The 21597-nt window shown below is 61.9% G+C and carries 15 protein-coding genes; 6 read left to right on the forward strand and 9 right to left on the reverse strand.

Annotation, left to right across the window (positions count from 1 at the left end; translation table 11 throughout):
• Positions 1-12: 12 nt before the first annotated feature.
• From ACIPHN_RS00795 to ACIPHN_RS00805, 3 genes are read left to right on the forward strand one after another with little or no spacing between them, the layout of a single operon-like run.
• Positions 13-2466 (forward strand): DUF5682 family protein, encoded by a 2454-nt coding sequence (locus ACIPHN_RS00795; RefSeq protein ID WP_400431345.1) that lies wholly within the window; start codon positions 13-15, stop codon positions 2464-2466.
• Positions 2463-3590: a VWA domain-containing protein gene (locus ACIPHN_RS00800; RefSeq protein ID WP_400431348.1), complete on the forward strand. Its 1128-nt coding sequence runs from the start codon at positions 2463-2465 to the stop codon at positions 3588-3590. The genes ACIPHN_RS00795 and ACIPHN_RS00800 overlap by 4 nt, the downstream gene beginning before the upstream one ends.
• Entirely contained in the window at positions 3587-5791 is a 2205-nt protein-coding gene (locus ACIPHN_RS00805; protein WP_400431351.1) for an SWIM zinc finger family protein, read from the forward strand. Before ACIPHN_RS00800 ends, ACIPHN_RS00805 begins: the two co-directional genes overlap by 4 nt.
• A 162-nt stretch (positions 5792-5953) precedes the next feature.
• Here the strand turns inward: ACIPHN_RS00805 and ACIPHN_RS00810 are convergent, their stop codons facing one another.
• The 3 genes from ACIPHN_RS00810 to ACIPHN_RS00820 all read right to left on the reverse strand — a co-directional run bounded on the left by ACIPHN_RS00810 (position 5954) and on the right by ACIPHN_RS00820 (position 9697).
• Complete coding sequence (locus ACIPHN_RS00810) at positions 5954-7459, reverse strand: c-type cytochrome (RefSeq protein ID WP_400431354.1); 1506 nt, start codon at positions 7457-7459, stop codon at positions 5954-5956.
• A gap of 1 nt (position 7460) precedes the next feature.
• The gene (locus ACIPHN_RS00815) at positions 7461-9092 is read right to left on the reverse strand and encodes a GMC family oxidoreductase (RefSeq protein WP_400431357.1); all 1632 of its coding nucleotides are present in this window, start codon (positions 9090-9092) and stop codon (positions 7461-7463) included.
• Positions 9093-9157: 65 nt separating this feature from the next.
• Positions 9158-9697: a sorbitol dehydrogenase family protein gene (locus ACIPHN_RS00820; RefSeq protein ID WP_400431360.1), complete on the reverse strand. Its 540-nt coding sequence runs from the start codon at positions 9695-9697 to the stop codon at positions 9158-9160.
• A 343-nt stretch (positions 9698-10040) separates the two neighbouring features.
• Between ACIPHN_RS00820 and ACIPHN_RS00825 the strand changes: the two genes are divergently transcribed.
• From ACIPHN_RS00825 to ACIPHN_RS00835, 3 genes are read left to right on the forward strand one after another with little or no spacing between them, the layout of a single operon-like run.
• Positions 10041-10544, forward strand: coding sequence for a sugar dehydrogenase complex small subunit (locus ACIPHN_RS00825; RefSeq protein WP_400431363.1), 504 nt, complete (start codon positions 10041-10043; stop codon positions 10542-10544).
• A gap of 39 nt (positions 10545-10583) precedes the next feature.
• Complete coding sequence (locus ACIPHN_RS00830) at positions 10584-12188, forward strand: GMC family oxidoreductase (protein WP_400431365.1); 1605 nt, start codon at positions 10584-10586, stop codon at positions 12186-12188.
• On the forward strand, positions 12181-13527 hold the full coding sequence (locus ACIPHN_RS00835) for a cytochrome c (RefSeq protein WP_400431368.1): 1347 nt from the start codon (positions 12181-12183) through the stop codon (positions 13525-13527). Before ACIPHN_RS00830 ends, ACIPHN_RS00835 begins: the two co-directional genes overlap by 8 nt.
• A gap of 279 nt (positions 13528-13806) precedes the next feature.
• Here the strand turns inward: ACIPHN_RS00835 and ACIPHN_RS00840 are convergent, their stop codons facing one another.
• From ACIPHN_RS00840 to ACIPHN_RS00865, 6 genes are all read right to left on the reverse strand, one after another.
• Entirely contained in the window at positions 13807-15168 is a 1362-nt protein-coding gene (locus ACIPHN_RS00840) for a c-type cytochrome (RefSeq protein WP_400431371.1), read from the reverse strand.
• Between the two features lie 34 nt (positions 15169-15202).
• Entirely contained in the window at positions 15203-17446 is a 2244-nt protein-coding gene (locus ACIPHN_RS00845) for a molybdopterin cofactor-binding domain-containing protein (protein WP_400431373.1), read from the reverse strand.
• A gap of 8 nt (positions 17447-17454) precedes the next feature.
• On the reverse strand, positions 17455-18075 hold the full coding sequence (locus ACIPHN_RS00850; protein WP_400431376.1) for a (2Fe-2S)-binding protein: 621 nt from the start codon (positions 18073-18075) through the stop codon (positions 17455-17457).
• Positions 18076-18184: 109 nt separating this feature from the next.
• Complete coding sequence (locus tag ACIPHN_RS00855) at positions 18185-19195, reverse strand: XdhC family protein (protein WP_400431379.1); 1011 nt, start codon at positions 19193-19195, stop codon at positions 18185-18187.
• Positions 19196-19311: 116 nt separating this feature from the next.
• Complete coding sequence (locus ACIPHN_RS00860; RefSeq protein ID WP_400433119.1) at positions 19312-20451, reverse strand: multidrug effflux MFS transporter; 1140 nt, start codon at positions 20449-20451, stop codon at positions 19312-19314.
• Between the two features lie 97 nt (positions 20452-20548).
• Positions 20549-21532: an aldo/keto reductase gene (locus ACIPHN_RS00865; RefSeq protein WP_400431381.1), complete on the reverse strand. Its 984-nt coding sequence runs from the start codon at positions 21530-21532 to the stop codon at positions 20549-20551.
• Positions 21533-21597 lie beyond the last annotated feature (65 nt).

Below are 21597 nucleotides of genomic sequence, written 5' to 3' on the forward strand. Positions count from 1 at the left end.
TCGGCAACCTTGATGCTGCCGATTTCCGACCACGTGCGCGCACTGGGAGAGCAGCTCATCACGGATGAGCTGGTGATATTGCCTGTGCGGCACCATAGCCCGGTCTGCGCCTGGCAACTGCAACGCCTGTTTGAGCAGACCAGGCCGTCGGTGGTGCTGATCGAAGGACCGCGCTCGTTCACCGCGCTGGTGCCCATGCTGGTTGATCCCCAGGCGCGTATGCCGCTGGCCATCTTTACCTATGCAGTGCGCCGCATGGAAGGAAACGACACCCCGCCGCGGCGCGCCTCCTACTATCCTTTTTGCGACCATTCTCCCGAGCTGGTGGCGCTGCGGGCGGCGACGGGGAAGGGCGTCCCGGTGCGTTTCATTGATCTGGATTTTGCCGAGCAGATGCTGCTTGTCCCTGACGGCAAGGCTGACGAAACGCAATCCGAATCGCTGCTGGAAGAGCGCCATTACCGGCGCAGCCATTACTTGACGGCACTGGCCGAACGGCTCGGATGCCGCGACCACGAAGAACTGTGGGAACACCTTTTCGAGGTGCCGGGCACGGTACACACGTTGCAGGAACATGTCACCGCCATGGCCGCGTACTGCCACCTGGCGCGCAGCGAATATGGCGATGACGAGTTGCAGGCCGACGGCACCCTGGCGCGCGAGGCGGAGATGGCCTGGCACATCCGCGAGGCCCTTGCAACGAGAGCGCCGGGCGCCGGCCCGGTACTGGCGGTGATGGGCGGGTTCCATGCGGTCGTCATGCCGGATCTGCTGCAGCAAGGAAAGGGCGGCCCGGCGCGGCCAGCGATTTCGCGCAAGGACATCACGGATGAGGCATCCGCACTGATCCGTTACAGCTTTGACCGCCTTGACCGTCTGAACGGCTATTCGGCCGGTATGACCTCGCCCGCCTGGCAGCAGTTGCTGTGGGAACGTATGAGCAAAGCCAGCCAGCTGGCTTCTCGCCCGTTGATGAAAGTGCGCCATGACGCCGCACTGACCGTGTTGTTCGACATCGCCGAGGTATTGCGCCAGCGGCATGGCATGGCCTTGCCGACGCCCGCGCTGGCGGCTGCTTACGAGCAGGTGTTGCGGCTGGCCCAGTTGCGCGGCCGGGCAGCGCCCGTGCGCGAGGACGTGCTGGATGCGGTCACAAGCTGTTTCGTCAAAGGCGAGGCGGATGCGGAGGGTGCGCTCGTGTTCGCCGCCGCACGGCGTGTGTTGAGCGGCGATGCCATGGGCAAGGTACCGGCCAATGCCGGCTCGCCACCACTGGTACAAGATTTTCACTACCGCGCACGTCGCCAGCGCCTGAAGATCGACGATTCGACGCCGCGCCGCCTGGTACTCGACATCTATCGTCGCCCTGAACACCGGATGACCAGCCGGCTGCTGCACGGCCTGGCGTTGCTCGGCGTACCGCTGGCCGTGCGCACGGGCGGGCCGGATTTCGTCAATGGCAGCGGGCTTGACCGCTTGCAGGAGCATTGGCAATACGGCTATTCAGCCGCGACTGAAGCCGCTCTGGTGGAGACCTCCGTCTACGGTGTGACCGTTGCGCTGGCAGTATCGAACCGCTTCATGACAAGGGTGGAGCAGCTGGAAACGGATAGCAGCGAACACAGTGCAGGCGCCGGCGCCACATTGCTGACCCAGGCCTGCGTGCTGGGCATGCACGACCATGTGCCGCGGGTGGTCGCCATGTTGCGGCGACAGATCGGTGGCGATCCGGCGTTCGAGTCCGTGGTGGCAGCGGCGGGCAGCATCAGCCTGTTGTCTGAATCCCGCGAGCCGCTGGAGGCGCGCGATGTGGAGGGCTTGCCCGCCTTGCTGCATGCCGCCTATGAACGCGCCATCTACCTGGGCCGTGAACTTGCCGTGCCGGACGACAAGGCCGTCGACAGCATGCAAGCGCTGGCCAGGCTGCGGGAGCTTCTGGCCAGCCGCGCGGGCGTCGCGCTGGACGCCAGCCTGTACTGGTCGATGCTGGCGGCGCTGTATGCCGGGCATGATGTACCGCTCATTCGCGGCGCCGCAGCCGGTCTGTTGTTTGCCGCTGGCCGGCTCACCGACACCGACCTGGACATGGCCTTGCAAGGGCACTTGAGCGGCATGGCGTTGCCGCGTGATACAGTGGGCTTCCTGCGCGGCTTGCTCCACACGGCGCGTGAAGTGGCGTGGCAGCAAGAGGGCGTCTTGCAGGTACTGGACCGTCTGCTCGGTGGGTGGGACGAACCGGCGTTCATCGCCAGCCTGCCCGAACTGCGCTTGGCCTTCGCCGACCTGACCCCGAAAGAAACCGATCGGGTTGCCGAATCGGTGGCCCGGCTTCACGGCCAAGACCACCTCGGCCGGCTGGTACATCAGGACCTGTCCGAAGCCGGTGTGCAAGCCAATCTGGCCTTGTCACGGACCTTGGACGAGATTCTTGGGCAGGACGGCTTGCAGGGATGGATGGTGCAATGAAGGAACCCACAAAAAATCTCGACCGCTGGCGCCTGGTGCTGGGCAAGTATGCCGACCAGGGCCTGCAGCAGGGCGCTCTGTCCGGCCATGCCGCCCGGCTTGATGCGGCACTGGAGTTCCTGTACGGCCGGGAATATCTCGGGCGCGGACTGCGTGGCGACACCGGCCCCGGCTCGCTGGATGCTTCGCAGCCGACATTGGTGACCTGGCTGGGCGAGGTGCGTGAGCTGTTCCCCAACGACACTGTCGAAGTCATCGAAAAACACGCACTGGACCGTTACGGGCTGACCGAACTGATCACCGACCCCAAGACGCTGGAACGGTTGGAGCCTAACCAGCAGCTGTTGCGTACCTTGCTGACGTTGCGTGGCCACCTCAAGGGCGAGGTGTTGAACGTGGCGCGACGCATCATCCGGCAGGTGGTCGAAGAGCTTCGTGCCAAGCTCGAGCCAGAAGTGCGCATGGCCCTGGCCGGGCGGCTGAACCGGTTCCGTCACTCGCCCATGGCCATGGCGCAGAACTTCGATGTGATGGGGACCATTCGCCGCAATCTGAAGCACTACGATACCCAGCGCCAGCAGATCGTGATCGAACAATTGCGCTTTTTCGAGCGCAACAACCGGCGTCTGCCCTGGGACATCATCCTGTGCGTGGACCAGAGCGGCAGCATGGCCGACTCGGTGATCCACAGTGCCGTGATGGCGGGCATCCTGGCGGGGTTGCCGGCATTTCGCGTCAAGATCGTGGTGTTTGATACCAGCGTGGTCGACCTCTCTGGTCACGCCGACGACCCGGTCGAGATGCTCATGCGCGTGCAGCTCGGTGGCGGCACCCATATCGCCCAGGCCGTGCGTTACTGCGGCCAGCTGGTGGAAAACCCGCACCGCACCGTCTTTGTGCTGGTGAGTGACTTCTGTGAAGGTGCACCGCCCGGAGAACTGCTGCGCGAAGTGGCCAAGCTGGCCGAGGCACGCGTGAAAACCCTCGGTCTGGCCGCGCTGGATGGTCAGGCCCACCCGTCTTACGACAGGCAGATGGCCGAGCGCCTGGCGGCCTGTGGCATGGAAATCGCCGCCCTGACGCCGCAACGGTTGGCGCATTGGCTGGTCAAGGTGATTTCATGAGCGACCTGCTGACGCAGTTGCAGGTCCAGCTGCAACGCTTTGATGATGATGCGCTGGCGGCGCTGGCCAATCGCGGGCTGCTGCGGCGCGCCCAGAAAGACCTGGAAAAGCTGGCACCTGCCATCGCGGAAGACAGCGCCACCGGCCTGGTCGTCAGTGTCGGCGAACACCGGATCCGTTTCGATGCCCGCGGTCCCGCACAAGCGCAATGCAGTTGCCCGGCCAGCAGCATCTGCCAGCACATCCTGGCGGCGATGATCGCGCTGCAGCGGATGGCCCCGGCGGAACCGCCTGCTCCCGCGCCACAGGCAGCCGGGCCGCTGACGGAAGATGACCGGAAAGACGACCCGAAGGAGGCTAGGGAAGAGCCTGCGGTTGCGAACGAACCAGCCCCCGATGATGCGCTGGCGCCCTTGCATGAGGCTCTGCTGCAAATCGGTGCCGCCGAGATGACACGCCATGGCGGAACGCGTGGTTACCGATGGGCCGTACAGTTCGTGCATGACCTTGACCCGAACGCGGGTCCGGCCATCAGCGGCAGCAAATACATCGTGATCCGCTTCGCGCATCCGCGGGTGGAATTCCGCTACATGGGCGGCGCGCTGGACAACCTGATCGCCGACGTCAGCCTGTCGGCCATCGAGAAATACCAGGTTGCAGCCGTGCTCGCCTATCAACGCGCGCATGGCATCGAACTTCCGGCACCGGCCTCCACCTCCATGGCCAAGGCCGGCAACGCCGTCCTCAATCTGGGCAAGGATCACGCCCTGCCGGAAACCGCTGGCGAGCAGTTCGCGTCGCGAAAGCGGCTGCGTGAGAGCGTGCGGCAGCTGATCGAGGAATGTGTCGGGCTCGGCCTGTCGCATTTGTCGAACGGCATCCACGAGCGTTTTTCTACCCTGTCCGTATGGGCCCAAGGTGTGGAATATCATCGTCTGGCCTTGCTGATCCGGCGGCTGGCAGATCACGTCGAATTGCTGTTGGCACGCGCCGGTGGTGCTGACGAACATCGTCTGCTGGACGAGTTGGCCCTGGCCTATGGTCTTGCCAGCGCCCTCGACCGTGCGGCGGCACGCGGCCTTGAAGCGACCCATTTGCTGGGCCGCGCCCGCAGCCGGTATGCGCAGGGCGGCGCCGTCGAGCTGCTGGGACTGGGCGCTCGGCCGTGGCGATCTGCCTCGGGCTACGTCGGCCTGTCCACGCTTTTCTGGTCGTCTCAGGACGGTAGTTTTTTCTCATCCAGCGATGCGCGCCCTGAAACGCAACGGCGCTTCAATCCGCGCGAGCGCTATCGGACCGCCGGCCCATGGACGGGCATCGGTGCGCCCGCCCAGCTCACCGGCAGGCGTGTGTTGCTGACCGGCGCGCAGTTCAATGAGCAGGGGCGGATTTCAGCCGGGCAGGGCAGCAGTGCAACGTTGCTGCCACAAGAGGCGGCAGCCCGGTTCGCGGCTGCCTTGTCAGCCTGCGACGACTGGTCCAGCCTGGCTGCGTCGCGCGCGCTGATCCGGCGCAGCTTGTTATTAGAGCAGCAACCGATGAAGGATTGGATAGTCTTGCGTCCGGCGCGTTATGGCACGGCGAGATTCGAGGCAACGCGCCAGACACTGACCTGGCCAGTATTCGACCACCAGGACCGCCAGCTGGATATCGAACTGGTCTACAGCGACATGGCGGCACACGCCATTGCCCGCATCGAGCAGATGCGGCCGGAACAACTGACTGCCGGCACCATGCTGGTCGCGATGCTGCGTAACGACATGGGGCGCTTGAGCGCGGAGCCGCTCAGCCTGGTCCGTCCGCATGCGGTGACCGGCGAGGCCGCCGTTGATGCCTTGTATTTTGATGAGGCGCCTGAAGCGGCAGTTGCTGCCCGGGTGCGGGCCTTGCAGCAGCAAGTAGCGGCGTCAGGCGATCGGAAGGCCATTGCGCAGGGCATGCCGTCCATCGTGCCAAGGGCGTTACGCGAGGTTCGCGATTGGATCCAGCGGCAAGCAGAACGTGGGGTCAGCCCGGAAGGTGGTGGGGAGGTATTGGCGCGGATCACCGAACTCAATAGGCGAACCGGCGACGCCGGCATGAGCATGTTCGGCAAACTGGCGTCGGGGGCGAATGTCGCGATGAATTTGCTGCGGATGCATTACCTCTGCATGCAGTACGAGCACTTGCTGGGCGGTGGGCAGGGAGAAGGCGGTGATTGAGGGGATTCCCGGCCAGCGATGATGGCGGGAATATAAAGCTTCTCCAGATCAACTCACGGCGCAATGCGGGCCGTGATGAGCATTCTGTGCCAGGAAACGAAAAGCGCCGTGACAATGTCACGGCGCTTCTCTTTGTACATCGGCGTCGCTTGCCTGAATCGCTTACTTCCAGTCGTCGCTGGACGGCTTGCGCTTCTTGCTGCGCATGAGAAGCACGAGCAGCACCAGCAGGAGCAGCACCACGACTACGGCGCCGACCGCCATGCCGACCCGGGCCATCAGCACCAGGTGCGAGCGCGGGCCGCCCTGGCGGATTACCGCGACGTCTTCGGCGGTGACCTTCACCGCCGGGTTGCCGTAGTACTTCAGGATGTAGTTCGACAGAGCGGCCACGTCATCGTTGCTCAATGCATTGAGTGCATTGGGTTGGCTGCCGAACGGTGGCATGAAGACATGGCCGCCGCTCCTGGTGTCACGCTCCACGCCGTACAGGATGGTGGCGATCAGGTTGTTGGCGTTGACGCCGGCGGTCGCGGAGTTCTTGTACAGGCTGGGATAGTAGCCGTCCTTGCTGCCCTGGCCGTTATAGCCGTGGCAGGAAGCGCAGCTGCCCGAGAAGATCCGGGCGCCGCGCACTTCTTCAGGGGCGCCGGACGCCACTGGCAGCCCGCGGAACTCGGGTAGTGCGTTGCCGGCCTTGCCCTGCTCGAAGCGGCTGCGCTGCACCTCGGCATCCTTGCCGGCGATGGCCGGGCGATCCTTCAGATAGACAGTGATGGCGCGCAGGTCGTCATCCGTCAGCTGGCTAAAGCTGTGCGTGATCGCTTCAGCCATGCTGCCGGCGGCCTGGGCACGGCCTTCCACCCGGCCGGTCTTGAGGTATTGCACCAGCTCGTCGTTAGTCCAGCCGCCGATGCCGCTGGTCGGGTGGGGCGTGATGTTGGGGGCATACCAGGGGCCGACCTGGGCGCCGGAGTACTGCAGGTCCAGCTTCTCCTGCATCAGCAGGCCACGCGGGGTGTGACAGGTGCTGCAGTGCGCCGGTCCCTCGGTCAGGTAACGACCGCGCAGCCACTGCGCCGAATGGTCCGGTGCCGGTGGCAAGGGCTTGTCGTTGAGGAACAGAACGTTCCAGACCTTCATGGAGGCGCGGATGTTCATCGGGAAGGGCAGGCTGGTGTGCGCCGTGGCCCGCTCCACCGGCGCGACGCCCTTCATGAAGTAAGCGTACAGCGCATGCACATCCTCGTCGCTCAGTACCGAATACGCGGTGTAAGGCATGGCCGGATAGAGATTGGCGCCGTCGGCGCGAATGCCGCGACGTAACGCGTCCGAGAACTGCGCTTCGGTGTAGTTGCCGATGCCGAACTGCCTGGAGGGCGTGATGTTGGTCGCCACGATCTCGCCCACCGGCGAGGCGATGGGGTTGCCGCCGGCCATGGGCTTGCCGTGGGCCGCGGTGTGGCAGGCCATGCAGTCCGAGGCGACGGCCAGGTAGCGGCCGCGTTCGATGAGCGCCTGCTCCGGCGTTTGCGGGCTGGCAGCCTGGGGCGTGGGTGCTTCCGTCGTGGCGGCTTGCGGGCTGGGCTCCTGGGCCCAGGTCGGGGAGAGCGGTAACGCCAGCGCCGTCAGGAGGCCGGCGAAGACCAGTGTCGTTGCTTTGTTCATGTCAGGCCTTTCGCATCTGGCGCACGATGGCGTCGGCCGCCTTGAGGCCGAGGGCGGCCATGCTGATGGTGCTGTTGCCGCACGCGGTGCTGGCCATGGCGCCGCCACCGGGCAGGAACAGGTTGTCATGGTCGTAGGCGCGGCAGTCCGGATCCACCACCGAGTTGGCCGGATCGCTGCCCATGATGGTGCCGCCCATGATGTGCTTGCTCTGCGCGAATTTCGGGCTGATCTTGACGTCGATGGCACCCATGGCTTCGGCGATGCGATTGCCAATAGGGAGCGAATAGGTCTCGGCCGACTTGCGGGTGTAGTCCCCCACGTCATAGTGGATCGCCGGACGCGGCAGGCCCAGCCAGTCTTTCTTGGACGACAGGGTGAGACGGTTCTCGGGATCAGGCAGCACTTCGTGCGCCAGCACGATGTCGGCGGTACAGCCCGACATGCGGCGGATTTCCTCGTCCAGCGCACGGCCGACCAGGCCCTTCTTGAGCGCGCCGAAGGTGACGAAGCGGTTGCGGGCAAAATTGTTGAAGCGGAAATAGGCGCCAGCGTGTTCCGAGCGGAAATCCCCTTGCGAGGTTTCCATGATGCCGCTGTTGACCACCGGGCCCACGCCCGACCAGTAGGGCTCGGTCAGCGTGAGCGTCATGGTCAGCTGCGGGTGGTCCATCATGTTGCGGCCGACCTGGTCGGAGCTGTTGGCCAGGCCCTTGGGATTGCGGGTGTTGCTGGACATGAGCAGCAGCTTGGGCGTCTCGATGCCATTGCAGGCCAGCACGAAGATCTTGCCGCTGATGCGATGGCTTTGCTTGTTGGCGTCGAAGTAGTTGACGGCCTCGACCTGGTTCTGTGCGTTGGTGTCGACGCGGTAGACCACGGCGTCGGTGAGGATGGTCGCGCCCTTGGCCTCCAGGCGGCCCAGCGCGGTGGCGGCGTCATACTTGGCGCCCACTGGGCAGACCGGCACGCAGTTGTTGTTGGCGCAGCAGGCCGGGCGGTCGTCATACGGAACGCCACTGTTGCGGGCCTGTGCGGTCGGGATGTTGCGGTAGCCGAGTTCTTTCACCACCTCGGTGAAACGCTGTTCGCCGGGACTGAAAGGCAGGGCTTCCATCGGATAGGGCTGGGAGCGCAGCGGCGGCCATTGCAGTTCCGGGTCGGACGGGCCACAGATGCCCAGCTTGTGCTCCACGCGGGTGTAGTAGGGTTCGAGCACGTCGTAGCCGAAGGCCCAGTCGCGTCCCACGCCATAGCGCGAATGCAGGCGCATGTCGTCCGGCGTGAGGCGCCAGCACGTGCCGGCCCAGTGCCAGGTCGAGCCGCCGGCGTAGCGGATGAAGGTCTGGGCGTATTTGTCCGGGCCGCTCAGGTCCAGGTATTGGTCTTCCGGATTGTCGCTGGAGGGCATGGGATGCGGTGCCCAGGGACGTGGCGGATAGCACGAGGACGGATCGCCCTTCAGCGCCAGCGGCAGGTTGCGGAAGTTCTCGACGATCTCGGAGCGCGCCACGCGCGGGCCGGCTTCCAGCATCAGCACGGAAATGCCGGCATCCAGCAGCTGCTCAGCGATGAGGACGCCGACGACGCCCGTGCCGACGATGATGACGTCGGCATTGCTATTGCTGTTCATACGATAACTCTTGTTCGGTGAATGGCGTTCAGAAGCGGGCTTCAGAAGCGAACTTAAAAGCGGACTTAAAAGCGCGGCATATCCGCCAGCGATACCGTGACCTGGCTCCAGCGGTTCGGACCGCTGAGGCCGTAGGACGGGATGGTGACGACGTCGATCGTGGTCTGGTAGGTCAAGGCTTCTTCATAGGTGAATACCTTGGCGTCTTTCTTGGCCGAAGAGCAGCCCGTGTACCAGGCGAAGATGATCCAGTGGGCGAGTGCCTGCAGCGGACCTTCGGGGATGTCGCCGAAGAAGTCTTCCACCACCTTGGCTTGCTTCTGTTCGGCAATGGCGATGATGTCAGCCATCATCCTGGCCAGGTCCTGATGCTCTGCCGCGGCCACCTTGAGCATGCGCGCGCCGACGGCGGGATTGAGCACGTGGTTGACCAGCAGCCTGGACAGGCGCATGAACTGCACCTGCTGCGCCTGTAGTGTTGCATCTTCCTGGGGGATGGCCCATGAGGGCAGGCTGGAGACGGCGACGTAGCTTCCGAGAAGGGTGATCCCGGTCAGCATCAAACCGCGCCGCGACATCATGACTTTCTTGCTGATTTCATTCATTGGCTTGTCCTGCTTTTTACCTTGCTTGCCGATGGCTTGCTAAGTGTTTGGAGGCGAATGCTAACAGGGATTGGTGCGCACTGCACAGCGCGGCTGTCGCCACCATCCCGTGTTCTCTGGCCGACGGCCAAAACGAATGTTTCATGCCGACAAGAGCTTCATGCGCGCAAGCTTGCGGGAGCAGGGCAGTTGGCACGCTACAACAGGCTTCGGGTATAATCCGCGCCCTCTCTTGCCAAGCTGTGGTCAAATGGTCCAGCGAGGCGTTGATCCCTCCTTTCACGTTGCGTCGCGGTGCTGTGTCCCGTGGCGCTGCGCTGTCAAGATGCAACCGGAAAATGCTATGACGCAATATTCACGCCGCCAGGTATTGAAGATGGTCGGACTGGTGAGCGGCGCATGTGCCGCCGGCTCCTTCTGGGCGTGGCCGCGCCTGAATGCGGCGCCCCTGGCCACGCCTGGCGCCCTGAGCAACGACTTCCTCCAGGTGTCACGCTTGCTCACCCAGCGGGACAATCTCAACGCCGGTGTCGCCAGCGCGCTGTTGCTGGCCTTCGCCGACGCCGACAAGGGCTTCGGCGACAAGCTGGCGCAGCTGGCCAAGTTGCTGCAGGACCAGCCCGAATTGCTGCAGCAGGAGCGTCTGGCCTTTCCCGCTGAGCAGGTCGCCAGCGAGAAGCTGGCCAAGACCATCCTGGCGAGCTGGTGCAGCGGCGTGGTCGGGAAGGGCAATCAAGCCCGCTATGTCACGTATATCAATACGCTGCCCAACCAATGGGTGAGCCACAAGCTGGTGCCGCCCAGTTATTCCTATGGCCCGTGCGGCAGCTGGGCAAAGCAGGCCTGAAGCCTGAGCAACCCTGATCCTGATGAGTGATGCAATCCAATGAGTAATGTGAATTCTGCCGATGTCGTCGTGGTCGGCGCCGGTGTCAGCGGCGCCTTGCTGGCCACGCGCCTTGCCAAGGCAGGCAAGTCAGTGCTGCTGCTGGAGTCCGGCCCCAAGCTTGGCCGCGATGAGCTGGTGGAGCGTTTCCGCACCTCCGCGTTCAAGTCCGACTTCGTGTCGCCTTATCCGTTTTCGCCAATGGCGCCGCATCCGCGCTATACGCCGGAGCCTAACGGTTACCTGCACCAGGCGGGTCCGCACGCCTTCAACGCGCAGTACATCCGCATGTTCGGCGGTACCAGCTGGCACTGGGCGGCACAGTTGTGGCGCTTTGTTCCTGGCGATTTTCACCAGCACAGCCTGTATGGCGTGGGCAAGGACTGGCCGATCTCCTACGACGACCTGGAAGACTACTATTACCAGGCCGAGGTGATCGCCGGTGTGGGCGGTTCCCCGGACAACGGCTCGCCGCGCCGCAAGCCTTATCCCATGGAACGCGTGCCAGCCTCGTGGCTGCAGCAGCGTGTGACGGCCCGCCTGGCACCTGATTTCACCGTGCTCGACGACAGCACCGGCCGCAACAGCCGCAGCTATGACGGCCGTCCGGCCTGCTGTGGCAACAACAACTGCATGCCCCTGTGCCCCATCGATGCGCAGTATCACGGCGGCCTGGCCGCGCAACAGGCCGTGGACAGCGGCGTGCAGGTGATCACCGAAGCCGTGGTGTATCGGCTGGAGCATGACGCCCAGGGCAAGATCGTGGCGGTGCATTATTACGACTGGAACAAGACCAGCCACCGTGTCACCGGCCAAAGCTTCGTACTGGCCGCCAATGCCATCGAAACGCCCAAGCTGCTGCTCATGTCGGTGAGCGACAAGTTCCCGCAAGGCATTGCCAATGCGCGCGACAACGTGGGGCGCAACCTGTGCGACCACCCGGCCATCGGCGTGACCTTCGACGTCGACGAGGAAATCTGGCCAGGCCGTGGTCCGGTCAGCCCCTGTTCGATCGGCCAGTTCCGCGATGGCGATTTCCGTCGCGAGCATGCGCCGTTCCGCATCGATATCTCCAACGCCTCGCAGGTCGCGTCGGTCTCGCAGGAGTTGCTTGCCGAAGGCTATTTCGGCAAGCAACTGCAGGAGCAGATCCTGTTCCGCGCGGCACGCCGCCTGAGCATCAAGAATGCGCTGGAACAACTGCCCGATCCGAACAACCGCGTCACCCTCAGCGACCAGAAGGATGCACTCGGCTTGCCCACGCCCTCGCTTTACTGGAACGTGGACGACTACGTCATCAAGGGCACGGCAAAGACCAAAGAGGTCTATGACGCCATCGCCGCCAAGCTGGGTGGGACCAATATCAAGCACAGCAAGAGCGGTGCCTTCTCCAACCGCCAGCACATCACGGGTACGCTGTCCATGGGCCGGGACCCGGCCAACAGCGTCACCGACGAATGGGGCCGCGCGCACGACCATCCGAACCTGTTCATGGTCGGCACCGGCGTCATGCCCACGGTCGGCACCTGCAACGTCACGCTGACCGCGATGGCGCTGTCGCTGCGCACCGCCGACAAGATCCTGCAGGAGACACGCAATGCTTAAGACTTGCAAAGTGTTCCTGGCAGCGGGTCTGCTGTTGCTTGGCTGGGGTGCTGCCCGTGCGGCCGACCAGGCTGAGCTCATCAAGCGCGGCGCCTATCTGGCCATTGCCGGCGACTGCGCCGCCTGCCACTCGGTGCAAGGCCGGGCGCTGTTCGCCGGCGGCCATCCCATCGAGAGCCCGCTGGGCAGGATCTACAGCACCAACATCACACCGTCCAGGACCGCAGGCATAGGCCAATACACCCAGGAACAGTTCGCCGCAGCGCTGCGCCGGGGTGTGCGCGCCGATGGCAGCCAGCTGTATCCGGCCATGCCCTATACCGCCTATGCCAAGCTCAGCGACGACGATGTGGCTGCCTTGTATGCCTACTTCATGCATGGGGTGGACGCTGTCGACACGCCGGCGCAGCAAACCGCCTTGCCGTTCCCCTTCAACGTGCGCATGAGCATGATGGCGTGGAACTGGCTGTTCCTTGACAAGACCCCGTTCCAGCCCGACAGCACCAAATCGGTCGAATGGAACCGCGGTGCCTACCTGGTGCAGGGGCTGGCCCACTGCAGCACCTGCCACACGCCGCGCAATTTCCTGATGGCCGAACAAGCCGGCAAGCCGTTGCAGGGTTCGTCGCTGGGGACCTGGTTCGCGCCTGACATCACGGCCGCCACCCTGCAGGGCAAGCCCCATTGGACACAGCAGATGCTGGCCGACTACCTGGCGACCGGCCACGCCGGCAACGGCGCGACCGCCGGCGGTCCCATGCTCGAGGCGATCGAAAAGAGCTTCTCGCGCATGACACCCGAGGACGTCCGGGCCATGGCGAGCTACCTGCTGCCGGAAGACGCGGCGGCTGGCGCGGCGACCGGCAGTCCCGTGCCACAGGCGGCGGGACTGACCCCGGTGCAGGGCGACGATACCCCGCAGACCCTGGACGGCTTGAGCCTGGGTGCCAGGCTCTATCGCAACAACTGCGCGTCTTGTCACAATGTGTCGGGGCAGGGCTTGAACGGGCTGCCGCCGCTGCAGGAGCACCCGGTCCTCAAGAAGCCGAACGGCGACAATGTTGCCATGGCGGTGCTCGAAGGCGTGCTGCCTGAGAAGGGGCAGGGCATGATCGGATTCGCCCATACCCTGGACGACAAGCAGATCGCCGCCCTGACCAACTACGTGATGCAAGACCTGGGCAAGAGCACTGTCGGCATCACCGAGGCCCGCGTGCAAGCCTTGCGCGCAGGCGGCGAAGCATCGCCCCTGATGCTGATGTCGCGTATCGGCATGGGCATCGCGGGGGTGCTGGTCTTGCTGGTGGTGGTCTGGCTGGTGAGAAGGCGCAAGCGCTGATATCGATGAATGACGGGCCACTTCGGTGGCCCGTTTTTTTGTCGGTGTTCAGTCGAGCTGTTTTCTCAGGTTGATCAAGTGGACGTCAGCACAGTCTGTTGATGTCCATCTGGGCTTGGAGGCGGTGCTACCTGGCGAACCAGAATGGTAGTTGGTGTAGGTATGGTCAAGGCAGGTGCTGTGCGTGCTCTCACGTAAAATTTTAGACAATTAAAATTTGCTAAGCATTTGATTTTCGTGGGAAAAGAACACGATGACGAGAAATTTACGTTTAATTTCTTAACGCATTTGCAACACAATCGGATTGCTGCTCGCCGGATTCGTGCGATCTCGTAGCTTCTTCACATCCTCGCTTTTGACTTCTCCCCCTTTATTCCCCCAGGCTGTCCGGACAAAGCTCAGGACGTCCGCGATTTCCGCGTCGGAGAGCTGGTTTCGGAACGGCGGCATCCGATAACCATCGGCTACCCCATCTGCTACGACACGCGCAGAACCGTTCAACGTCACGTTGATAGACGAAGCATCTTCCTTGGCCATCGAGGATGCCGATCCGGCCAGAGGAGGAATCCACTGCCCTTGGCCCCGGCCATCAGCACCATGGCAGGCACTGCACTTGGCCATGAAGGTCTGCGCTCCGCGTATGCTCAAACGTCGCTCAGCGGTGAGGAAAGCGTTCGTGCTGGCATCGTATTGCCAAGGATCTCCATCTCGTTTTGGATCTCCCGGTAGTGATTTCAGATATCGCGCAATGGCACTGAGGTCCTCATTGCTCATGAATTGGGTCGAATTGTTGAAGGCATCAGCCATCGATCCGAAGACAACTGCGTGGTTATTGCGCCCGGTTTTGAGGAACTGGACGATCTCCGCTTCGCTCCAGCGTCCTATCCCGATATTGCGGTCACCGCGCAGGCTCGGCGCATACCAGCCGTCCAGCAACGCCCCCGAAAGATAAAGTGGATGACCGCCGTCCAGGCCCTTTTCATTCATGGCTACGCCGCGCGGCGTATGGCAACTGCCGCAATGTCCCGCACCTTCTACAAGGTAGGCCCCTCGGTTCCATAGGGCATCTCTCGATGGTTGCGGTTGATAGGGTTGCGAATCCGTGAACACCGTGTTCCAAAGTGCCAGCGGCCATCTCATGTTCAACGGCCATGGGATATCGCTTTCCTTGTTTTTCTGATTGACCGCGCTGACGTCGTGCATAAAGTAGGCATACAGTGCCTGGACGTCTTCATCGTTCAGCTTGGCGTAGGACGGATACGGCATCGCCGGATAGAGGCGACGGCCATCGTGTGCTACACCGTGTCGCAGTGCACGGTCAAAGTCCGCCAGGCTGTAACGGCCAATGCCGGTCTCTACATCTGGCGTGATATTGGTCGCGAAAATTACGCCCAAGGGAGTGGCCATTTCCAGGCCGCCGGAAAAGGGCTTACCCTTCGGCGTGCTGTGACAGGCCACACAGTCGCTCAGGCGCGCCAGATACTCACCCTTGCGAATCAGATCGCCTGATGTTCCACCTGCAGGAGATGGAACATCGAAGGGAGATGGCGGTGTGCGCTTGACGAACGTCGCAACGCCAACTGCCACCACCAGGCAGAGCAGAAAGATTGCGACGGCTTTCTTGGAGCGGGAAATCGTCATTGTTGTCGTCGTCCTATTTGTGGCGCAAGCCTGGTCAGGTCTCAAATTTGTAGCGAGACAATGGCATGCTGCGAATCCTCTGGCCTGTCAGGTGCGATACGGCGTTGGCTACCGCGGGCGGCACTGCTGGCAAGGGCGGCTCGCCGATTCCGCCCATCTTGGCACCACTTTCGATGATCTTGACGTGGACGCGCGCCATGGCGCCTGGCGGGAGAATCGGATACATGTCGTAGTTGCGTGCGATTGGTACGCCATCCTGGAAAACGACCTCCTCCAGCAGTACCTGCGACAAGCCGAGCGCCACCGCACTATTGACCTGCGCTTCAACGATGGCTGGATTGACGATGCTGCCCGGATCAATGGCCTCCCAGATATCGTGCACCCTGACGCGGCCATTCTCGATCGATACTTCGGCGATGGCCGCCGTTTCCGTACCAAATGCCTGGGCCATTGCCACTCCGCGTGCGCGGCGCGTGCCGTCCGGCGCAGTAAAAGGCCCGCGCTTCCAGCCACCAGAGAGTTCGCCAGCCGCACGCAGTAAATTGGTCAGACGCTCATTGCCACTCAACAGGCTCATGCGCAGTTCGTAGGGATCTTTTTTGCCCTTGTCCGCGATCTCGTCCAGAAAGGCTTCATAGAGGAAATCATTCATTGAGTTGCCGACCGAGCGCCAGAAGCCAAGTGCTGGTGGGCTCTTGACGAATCGTTGAGCAATTCGCCGGTTCGGTACTGTGTAGGCTTTGTTGGTCAGCCCTTCCAGCGCGGTCGAATCGAGCTTTGGCCCGCGCTTGTTGCCAACAGACTCTCGCGGGCCCTCCGTCGCGCTGATGGCCTCAAGGGCAATGGGCATCCCGGTCTCATCAAGTCCAGCGCGAAATTGAACCGCGGCCATGGGGCGCAGGGTATCCCGCAGGAACTCCTCCTCGCGACTCCAGATGACCTTGACCGGACGGTTCAATGTCTTGGCCAATTGAATCGCCTGCGGATAGGCAACGGCTGTCTCATACAGGAAGTGGCGTCCGAAGAAGCCGCCCAGCAATGAGGAGTGAATTGTGATTTTCTCAGGCGGCAAGCCGGTCTGCTGTGCAATGGCTCCCTGGAATATCTCCGGCGCCTGGTTCGGCATCCAGAGATCAAGCGAGTCATCGGCATTGAATCGGGCAAGCGCTGACGGCGGCTCCAGTTGAGCGTGGTGGACGTACTGACTGTGGTAGGTCGCGCTGATCACCGTCTTGGATTTTGCCAGCGCATCATCGACATTGCCTGCAACTTCGGCATCTTCGATCTTGGCTTGCGACTTGGCGAGTTCTTCCGAGAACGCTTCGGTAGAAAAGTCAGCCGGAATATAGCGTGGGCTACTCCCCGGCCCACCATCGTTCCAGTCGACCTGCAGCGCTTCAGCTGCGCGTTTGGCATTCCACCAGTGCTCGGACACGACAGCGACCGCTCCCGGCAGCTGATGAATGGAATGCACGCCTTTCATCCGCTTGACCTGGTCTTCGTTGCGGATGCCAGCAACCGTCAGCCCCAAGCGCGGTGCATGCTGGATTGCGGCCTGCAGCATGCCATCGACCTTCACATCGATGTTATAGATTGCGCGTCCGGTCGATTTGTCGAGGACATCAAGGCGCGCGACAGGCTTGCCTATCCATCGGAATTGGGCGGGGTCCTTCAGTTTGATGCTATCGAGTGCCGGTATGGGCAAATCCAGCGCATGAGGGGCCAACTGACCATAGGTCAATGAGCGTCCTGAGGGGGCGTGAACAACGCGCCCTGGCTCCGTTGACAGCGAATCGATCGCGACACCGAGTTGACTTGATGCGGCCTGCAGCAGCAGGCGGCGCGCCAGGGCGCCCAGGCGACGCATGGTGGGGTAACTCGTGCGCACGGATTGGCTTCCACCCGTGATACGCATGCCATTGGCCATCACCTTGTACTCTTGTCCCGCGGGAGCATTTTCGACAAGGAAGCTGGCCGGATCGGCATCCAGCTCCTCGCCGACGATCTGCGCCATGGCAGTGAAGATGCCTTGTCCTCCCTCGACAAAGGGACTTTGGAAGCGGATGGTATTGTCCGGTCGAATTTCCAGGAACGCCGGAACATTGGTGCCCGGCACAATGGGATTGGCAGCCTGGGCGCGCGACACACCCAGAGGCAGGCCGAAGCCGAGCACCAGGGCGCCCGCCGTAGTGCCTGCCGACTTCAGTAGAAAACGTCGTCTGGAAATGTTTGTCGGCTCTCCGGTCGGAAAGCTATCGAGGCCATCGAGACTGGTCATGGTTTGGCTCACGATTCATCCCCCTCGGCCTTGTTTTTCTGCGTCTTTTTCCATTGGACTGCGGCTAACGCACCTGCGCCGACAACTGCGACGGCGGCGACTGCTACGGCAGTCTTGTTCAGGGGATGCTCGGCAGTCCCAGTGCTCGCCGGAACCGGAACCGGAACCGATGCCGCCGCATCGGTATTGCCAGACAAATCGTGGACTGCCGCCTTGATCATGTTGTAGGTCCCACAACGGCACAGGTTGACCATTGCGCCAACAATCTGCTCGCTGCTCGGACGCTGAACTTGCTTGAGTAGCGCAGTAGCTGCGATCACCTGGCCAGATTGGCAGTAGCCGCATTGCGGCACCTGATGTCGGACCCAGGCATCAACGACGCGCTTTCCGACTTCATCTTCTTCGATTGCCTCGATCGTCGTGATCTTGCGGCCGGCCAACCCCTCGATCGGCGTGACGCATGATCTTACTACTGCACCGTCGACCATGACCGAGCAGGCGCCACACTGCGCAAGGCCACACCCGTATTTCGTACCTGTCAGACCGATCTCATCCCGGATGACCCACAAGAGGGGCGTATCGGCATCGGCTTGGACCTGATACGTCTTGTTGTTTATCTGGAGTTCCATTGTTCTTTGGCCTTGGTTGGTTGAAGTGCCTGTCTGATGAAGCCATGGCTTCGATTAAACGACCGCATACTGATCCGACATCTGGATAAGACAAACTCAGGAAGCGACGTCAGGCTGACTGGAGCAAGTTCTTTGCCTTGTCCACTTCCATTGACGAGGAAAGTAGTACGCCGTTTTTTACGGCCAGTACCTCCGCCATCACACTGACGGCAATCTCCGATGGTGTCTTGCTGCCAATGTAGATGCCGATTGGGCCACGAAGGCGCCGGAGAGAATCCTCTGAGGCAGAAAAATACGTCGCAAGTCGCTCCCTGCGGCCGGCGCTATTGCGACGGGAACCGATGGCACCTACATAGAACGCCTTGCTGTGGATTGCCTCCAGCAATGCAAGGTCATCGAGCTTCGGATCGTGGCTGAGCGCGATAACGCAGCTGCGCTGGTCGGGATTGAAATCGATGACGGCATCGTCAGGCATATCGGTGATGACCCTCACCCCGGGAACCTGCCACGCTTCTACGTACTCCCGCCTGGGGTCACACAGCGTTACATCAAAACCATTGAAGATGGCCATTGTCGCCAGATACTGGGCCAGAGAACCGGCGCCGATGAGCAACATCCGATAGCCGGGGCCCAGCGTCGTGACCAGTCGGACGTCATCAAAAATCAGTTCGGCGGGAACGGTAGCTCTTTGTAGTTGGACACTTCCGTCACTACGTGAAAGCGTGCGCGTGACCAGTTCACCCTGGTCGAGAGCAGCCAACAGCTTGGCCAGGATGGTGAGGTCGGGATTGAATTCCAGGAGCAGCTGCAGCGTGCCGCCACATGGCAACCCGAACCGGTGCGCCTCGTCGGCTGACACACCGTAGGTGACGGACTGGACTTGTCCGTCTTGCAGGGCGGAACGCCCATCAGTATGGCCATAGCGGGAGATCAAGTCATCTTCGATGCAGCCACCCGATACGGAGCCGGATAGACGGCCATCGTCGCGCAGGGCCAACATGGAGCCTACCGGGCGCGGGGAGGAGCCCCAGGTACGTACTACCGTCGCCAGTAACGCCGAATGTCCTGCAGCCAACCAGGCGTGCAAGTCTCTTAGCACGCAGACATCCACACTCTCCATATCAATCTCCAAGCGGGGCTGAGAAGTCAGTACAGGACATTGTCATGCAAATATCAGGAAACCAGGTCCGCAAGCTGCAGCTTGTTCAGCGCCGAAAACAAAGCTGATCCCTTATCCTACGCAAGAAGGGCCGATGCCGCACAACCCAGACCGCATAAGGCGATGATGCAAGCCATCGGAACGGGTGTTCCGTTGGCCAGAGCACCTACCAGCGCAGAACCTGCGATACCCGTGCCGTATTGGGTTGCACCGATGAGGGCGGACAGCGCACCAGCATGCATGGGCGAAACATTGAGAGCACCTGCAATGGCATTGGCGACAATAAACCCGGTCGTCGCGACATAGAGAAACAGAAGAAGAACCAGGCCAGCAAGACCACCTATCTTCCAATGCGCTGCAATCAGCAGCAGGATTCCTGATATCGCCGCAGAAATGCTGCCCCATCTCATCAAACGATCACTGCCGAAATGGACAACCAACCTGGAATTGAATTGGTTGGTCGCCATAATTCCGATAATACCTAACGCAAACAGCAGGCCATATGCCTGAGGTGAGACGTGGTAATAGGAGATGTAAGCAGACGGCGTGCCGGAGACATATGCATACATGCCGCCATAAAAGAAACCGCCACATCCGATGTAAGCCAGTAACCGCCGATCACGCAGCAATTGGGTGTAGGTACTGAACGCCTTGTCGACGGCTACCGGATTGCGCCGTTCTGGCGGCAGGGTCTCGGGAAGAAGCCAAAGCGACAGCAGGGTAGCAAAACCGACAATCACCAGGATCCAGAAGATGGTTCTCCATGAGCCGGTCTGGAGAATCATGCCACCGACACTAGGGCCAATCAAAGGGGCAATAGCCATGACCGTCATCAGAGAAGACATCGTCTTTGCCGCTTGCGAACCGCTATACAGATCACGCACCATGGCGCGTGCAAGCACGACGCTGGCGCATGCGCCGGCCGCCTGCAGGATGCGCCAGGCAATCAAGGTTTTTACATCGGGAGAAAGGGCACATCCAGCCGAACCGATGATGAACAATACCAGGCCGGCTGCGATCGGAAGACGTCTTCCATAACGGTCGCCCAGAGGACCCCATAGCAGTTGTCCCAAGCTGAACCCAATCAGGTAGCCTGAGATTGTCCATTCCATGGAGCCGTGTGCCGCGCCCAGCGCGATACCCATGGTGGGCATCGCGGGCAAATACAGGTCGGTCGAGATGGATGCGAACGCCATCAGTCCGCTCAAGATCAACATCGTCAACCACGCATGACGATGACGTGGAGCGACGATGCGATCTGTCTCGGCTGGCTCGTAAAGGGCGGACACGGGCTTCTCCATGACTAGCGTTTGTTCAGCGATTGACGCGTTGCTGGAGATGCGGCGGATAGCGATCACCCACGACCTGGATGGCGGCCAGCGCAGACTCAATGGCAGCCAGATCGCTGGCGCTCAAGGAGATATTCGCTGCACCGATGTTCTCTTCCAGGCGGTTGAGCTTGGTCGTGCCGGGAATTGGAGAAATCCAGGGCCGCTGAGCAAGCAACCAGGCCAGCGCAATCTGGGCACGTGTGACGCCATGGCCTTCGGCGAGGCTGCCTAGCAGTTCTACCAATGCAGCATTGGCTTTGCGATTGTCTTCGGCGAAACGCGGAACGACATTGCGGAAGTCGTTCTTGTCGAAGACAGTCTTGTCGTCGATGGCACCGGTGAGGAATCCTTTTCCCAGCGGGCTGAACGGGACAAAACCAATGCCCAGTTCCTCCAGCACTGGCAAGACGGTCTGCTCCGGTTCGCGCCACCACAGCGAGTATTCACTTTGCAGCGCAGCGACCGGTTGCACCGCATGCGCGCGACGCAAGGCCTGTTCGCCGGCTTCGGACATACCGAAGTGCTTGACCTTGCCTTGCGCGATGAGCTCCTTGACGGTACCGGCGACTTCTTCCATCGGTACCTGCGGATCGACTCGGTGCTGGTACAGCAGGTCGATATGATCGGTACCCAGCCGCTTGAGTGCCGCATCTGTCATGGCGCGGATGTTGGCCGGACTGCTGTCCAGGCCTTGCGCGACGTCACCGTTCTTGAAACCGAACTTGGTGGCGATGACGATCTTGTCGCGAAACGGCGCAACGGCCTCGCCCAGCAGCTCCTCGTTGACATACGGTCCGTAAGCTTCGGCGCTGTCGAAGAAAGTGACGCCCAGGTCGAATGCGCGACGGATCAGTCCGATAGCGGCCGTCTTTTCCATGGCGGGACCATAGGCATAGCTCAAGCCCATGCAGCCCAGGCCAATGGCCGATACTTCCAATCCGCTGGTGCCGAGTTTGCGTTGTTGCATGACTTACTCCTTTAGTCTGAGTGGTGTTGATTGCATACAGATGCATCTATGTGCCAAGCATCTTA

It is taken from the genome of Herbaspirillum sp. NPDC087042 (assembly GCF_044745245.1).
Classification (GTDB): domain Bacteria; phylum Pseudomonadota; class Gammaproteobacteria; order Burkholderiales; family Burkholderiaceae_D; genus Herbaspirillum.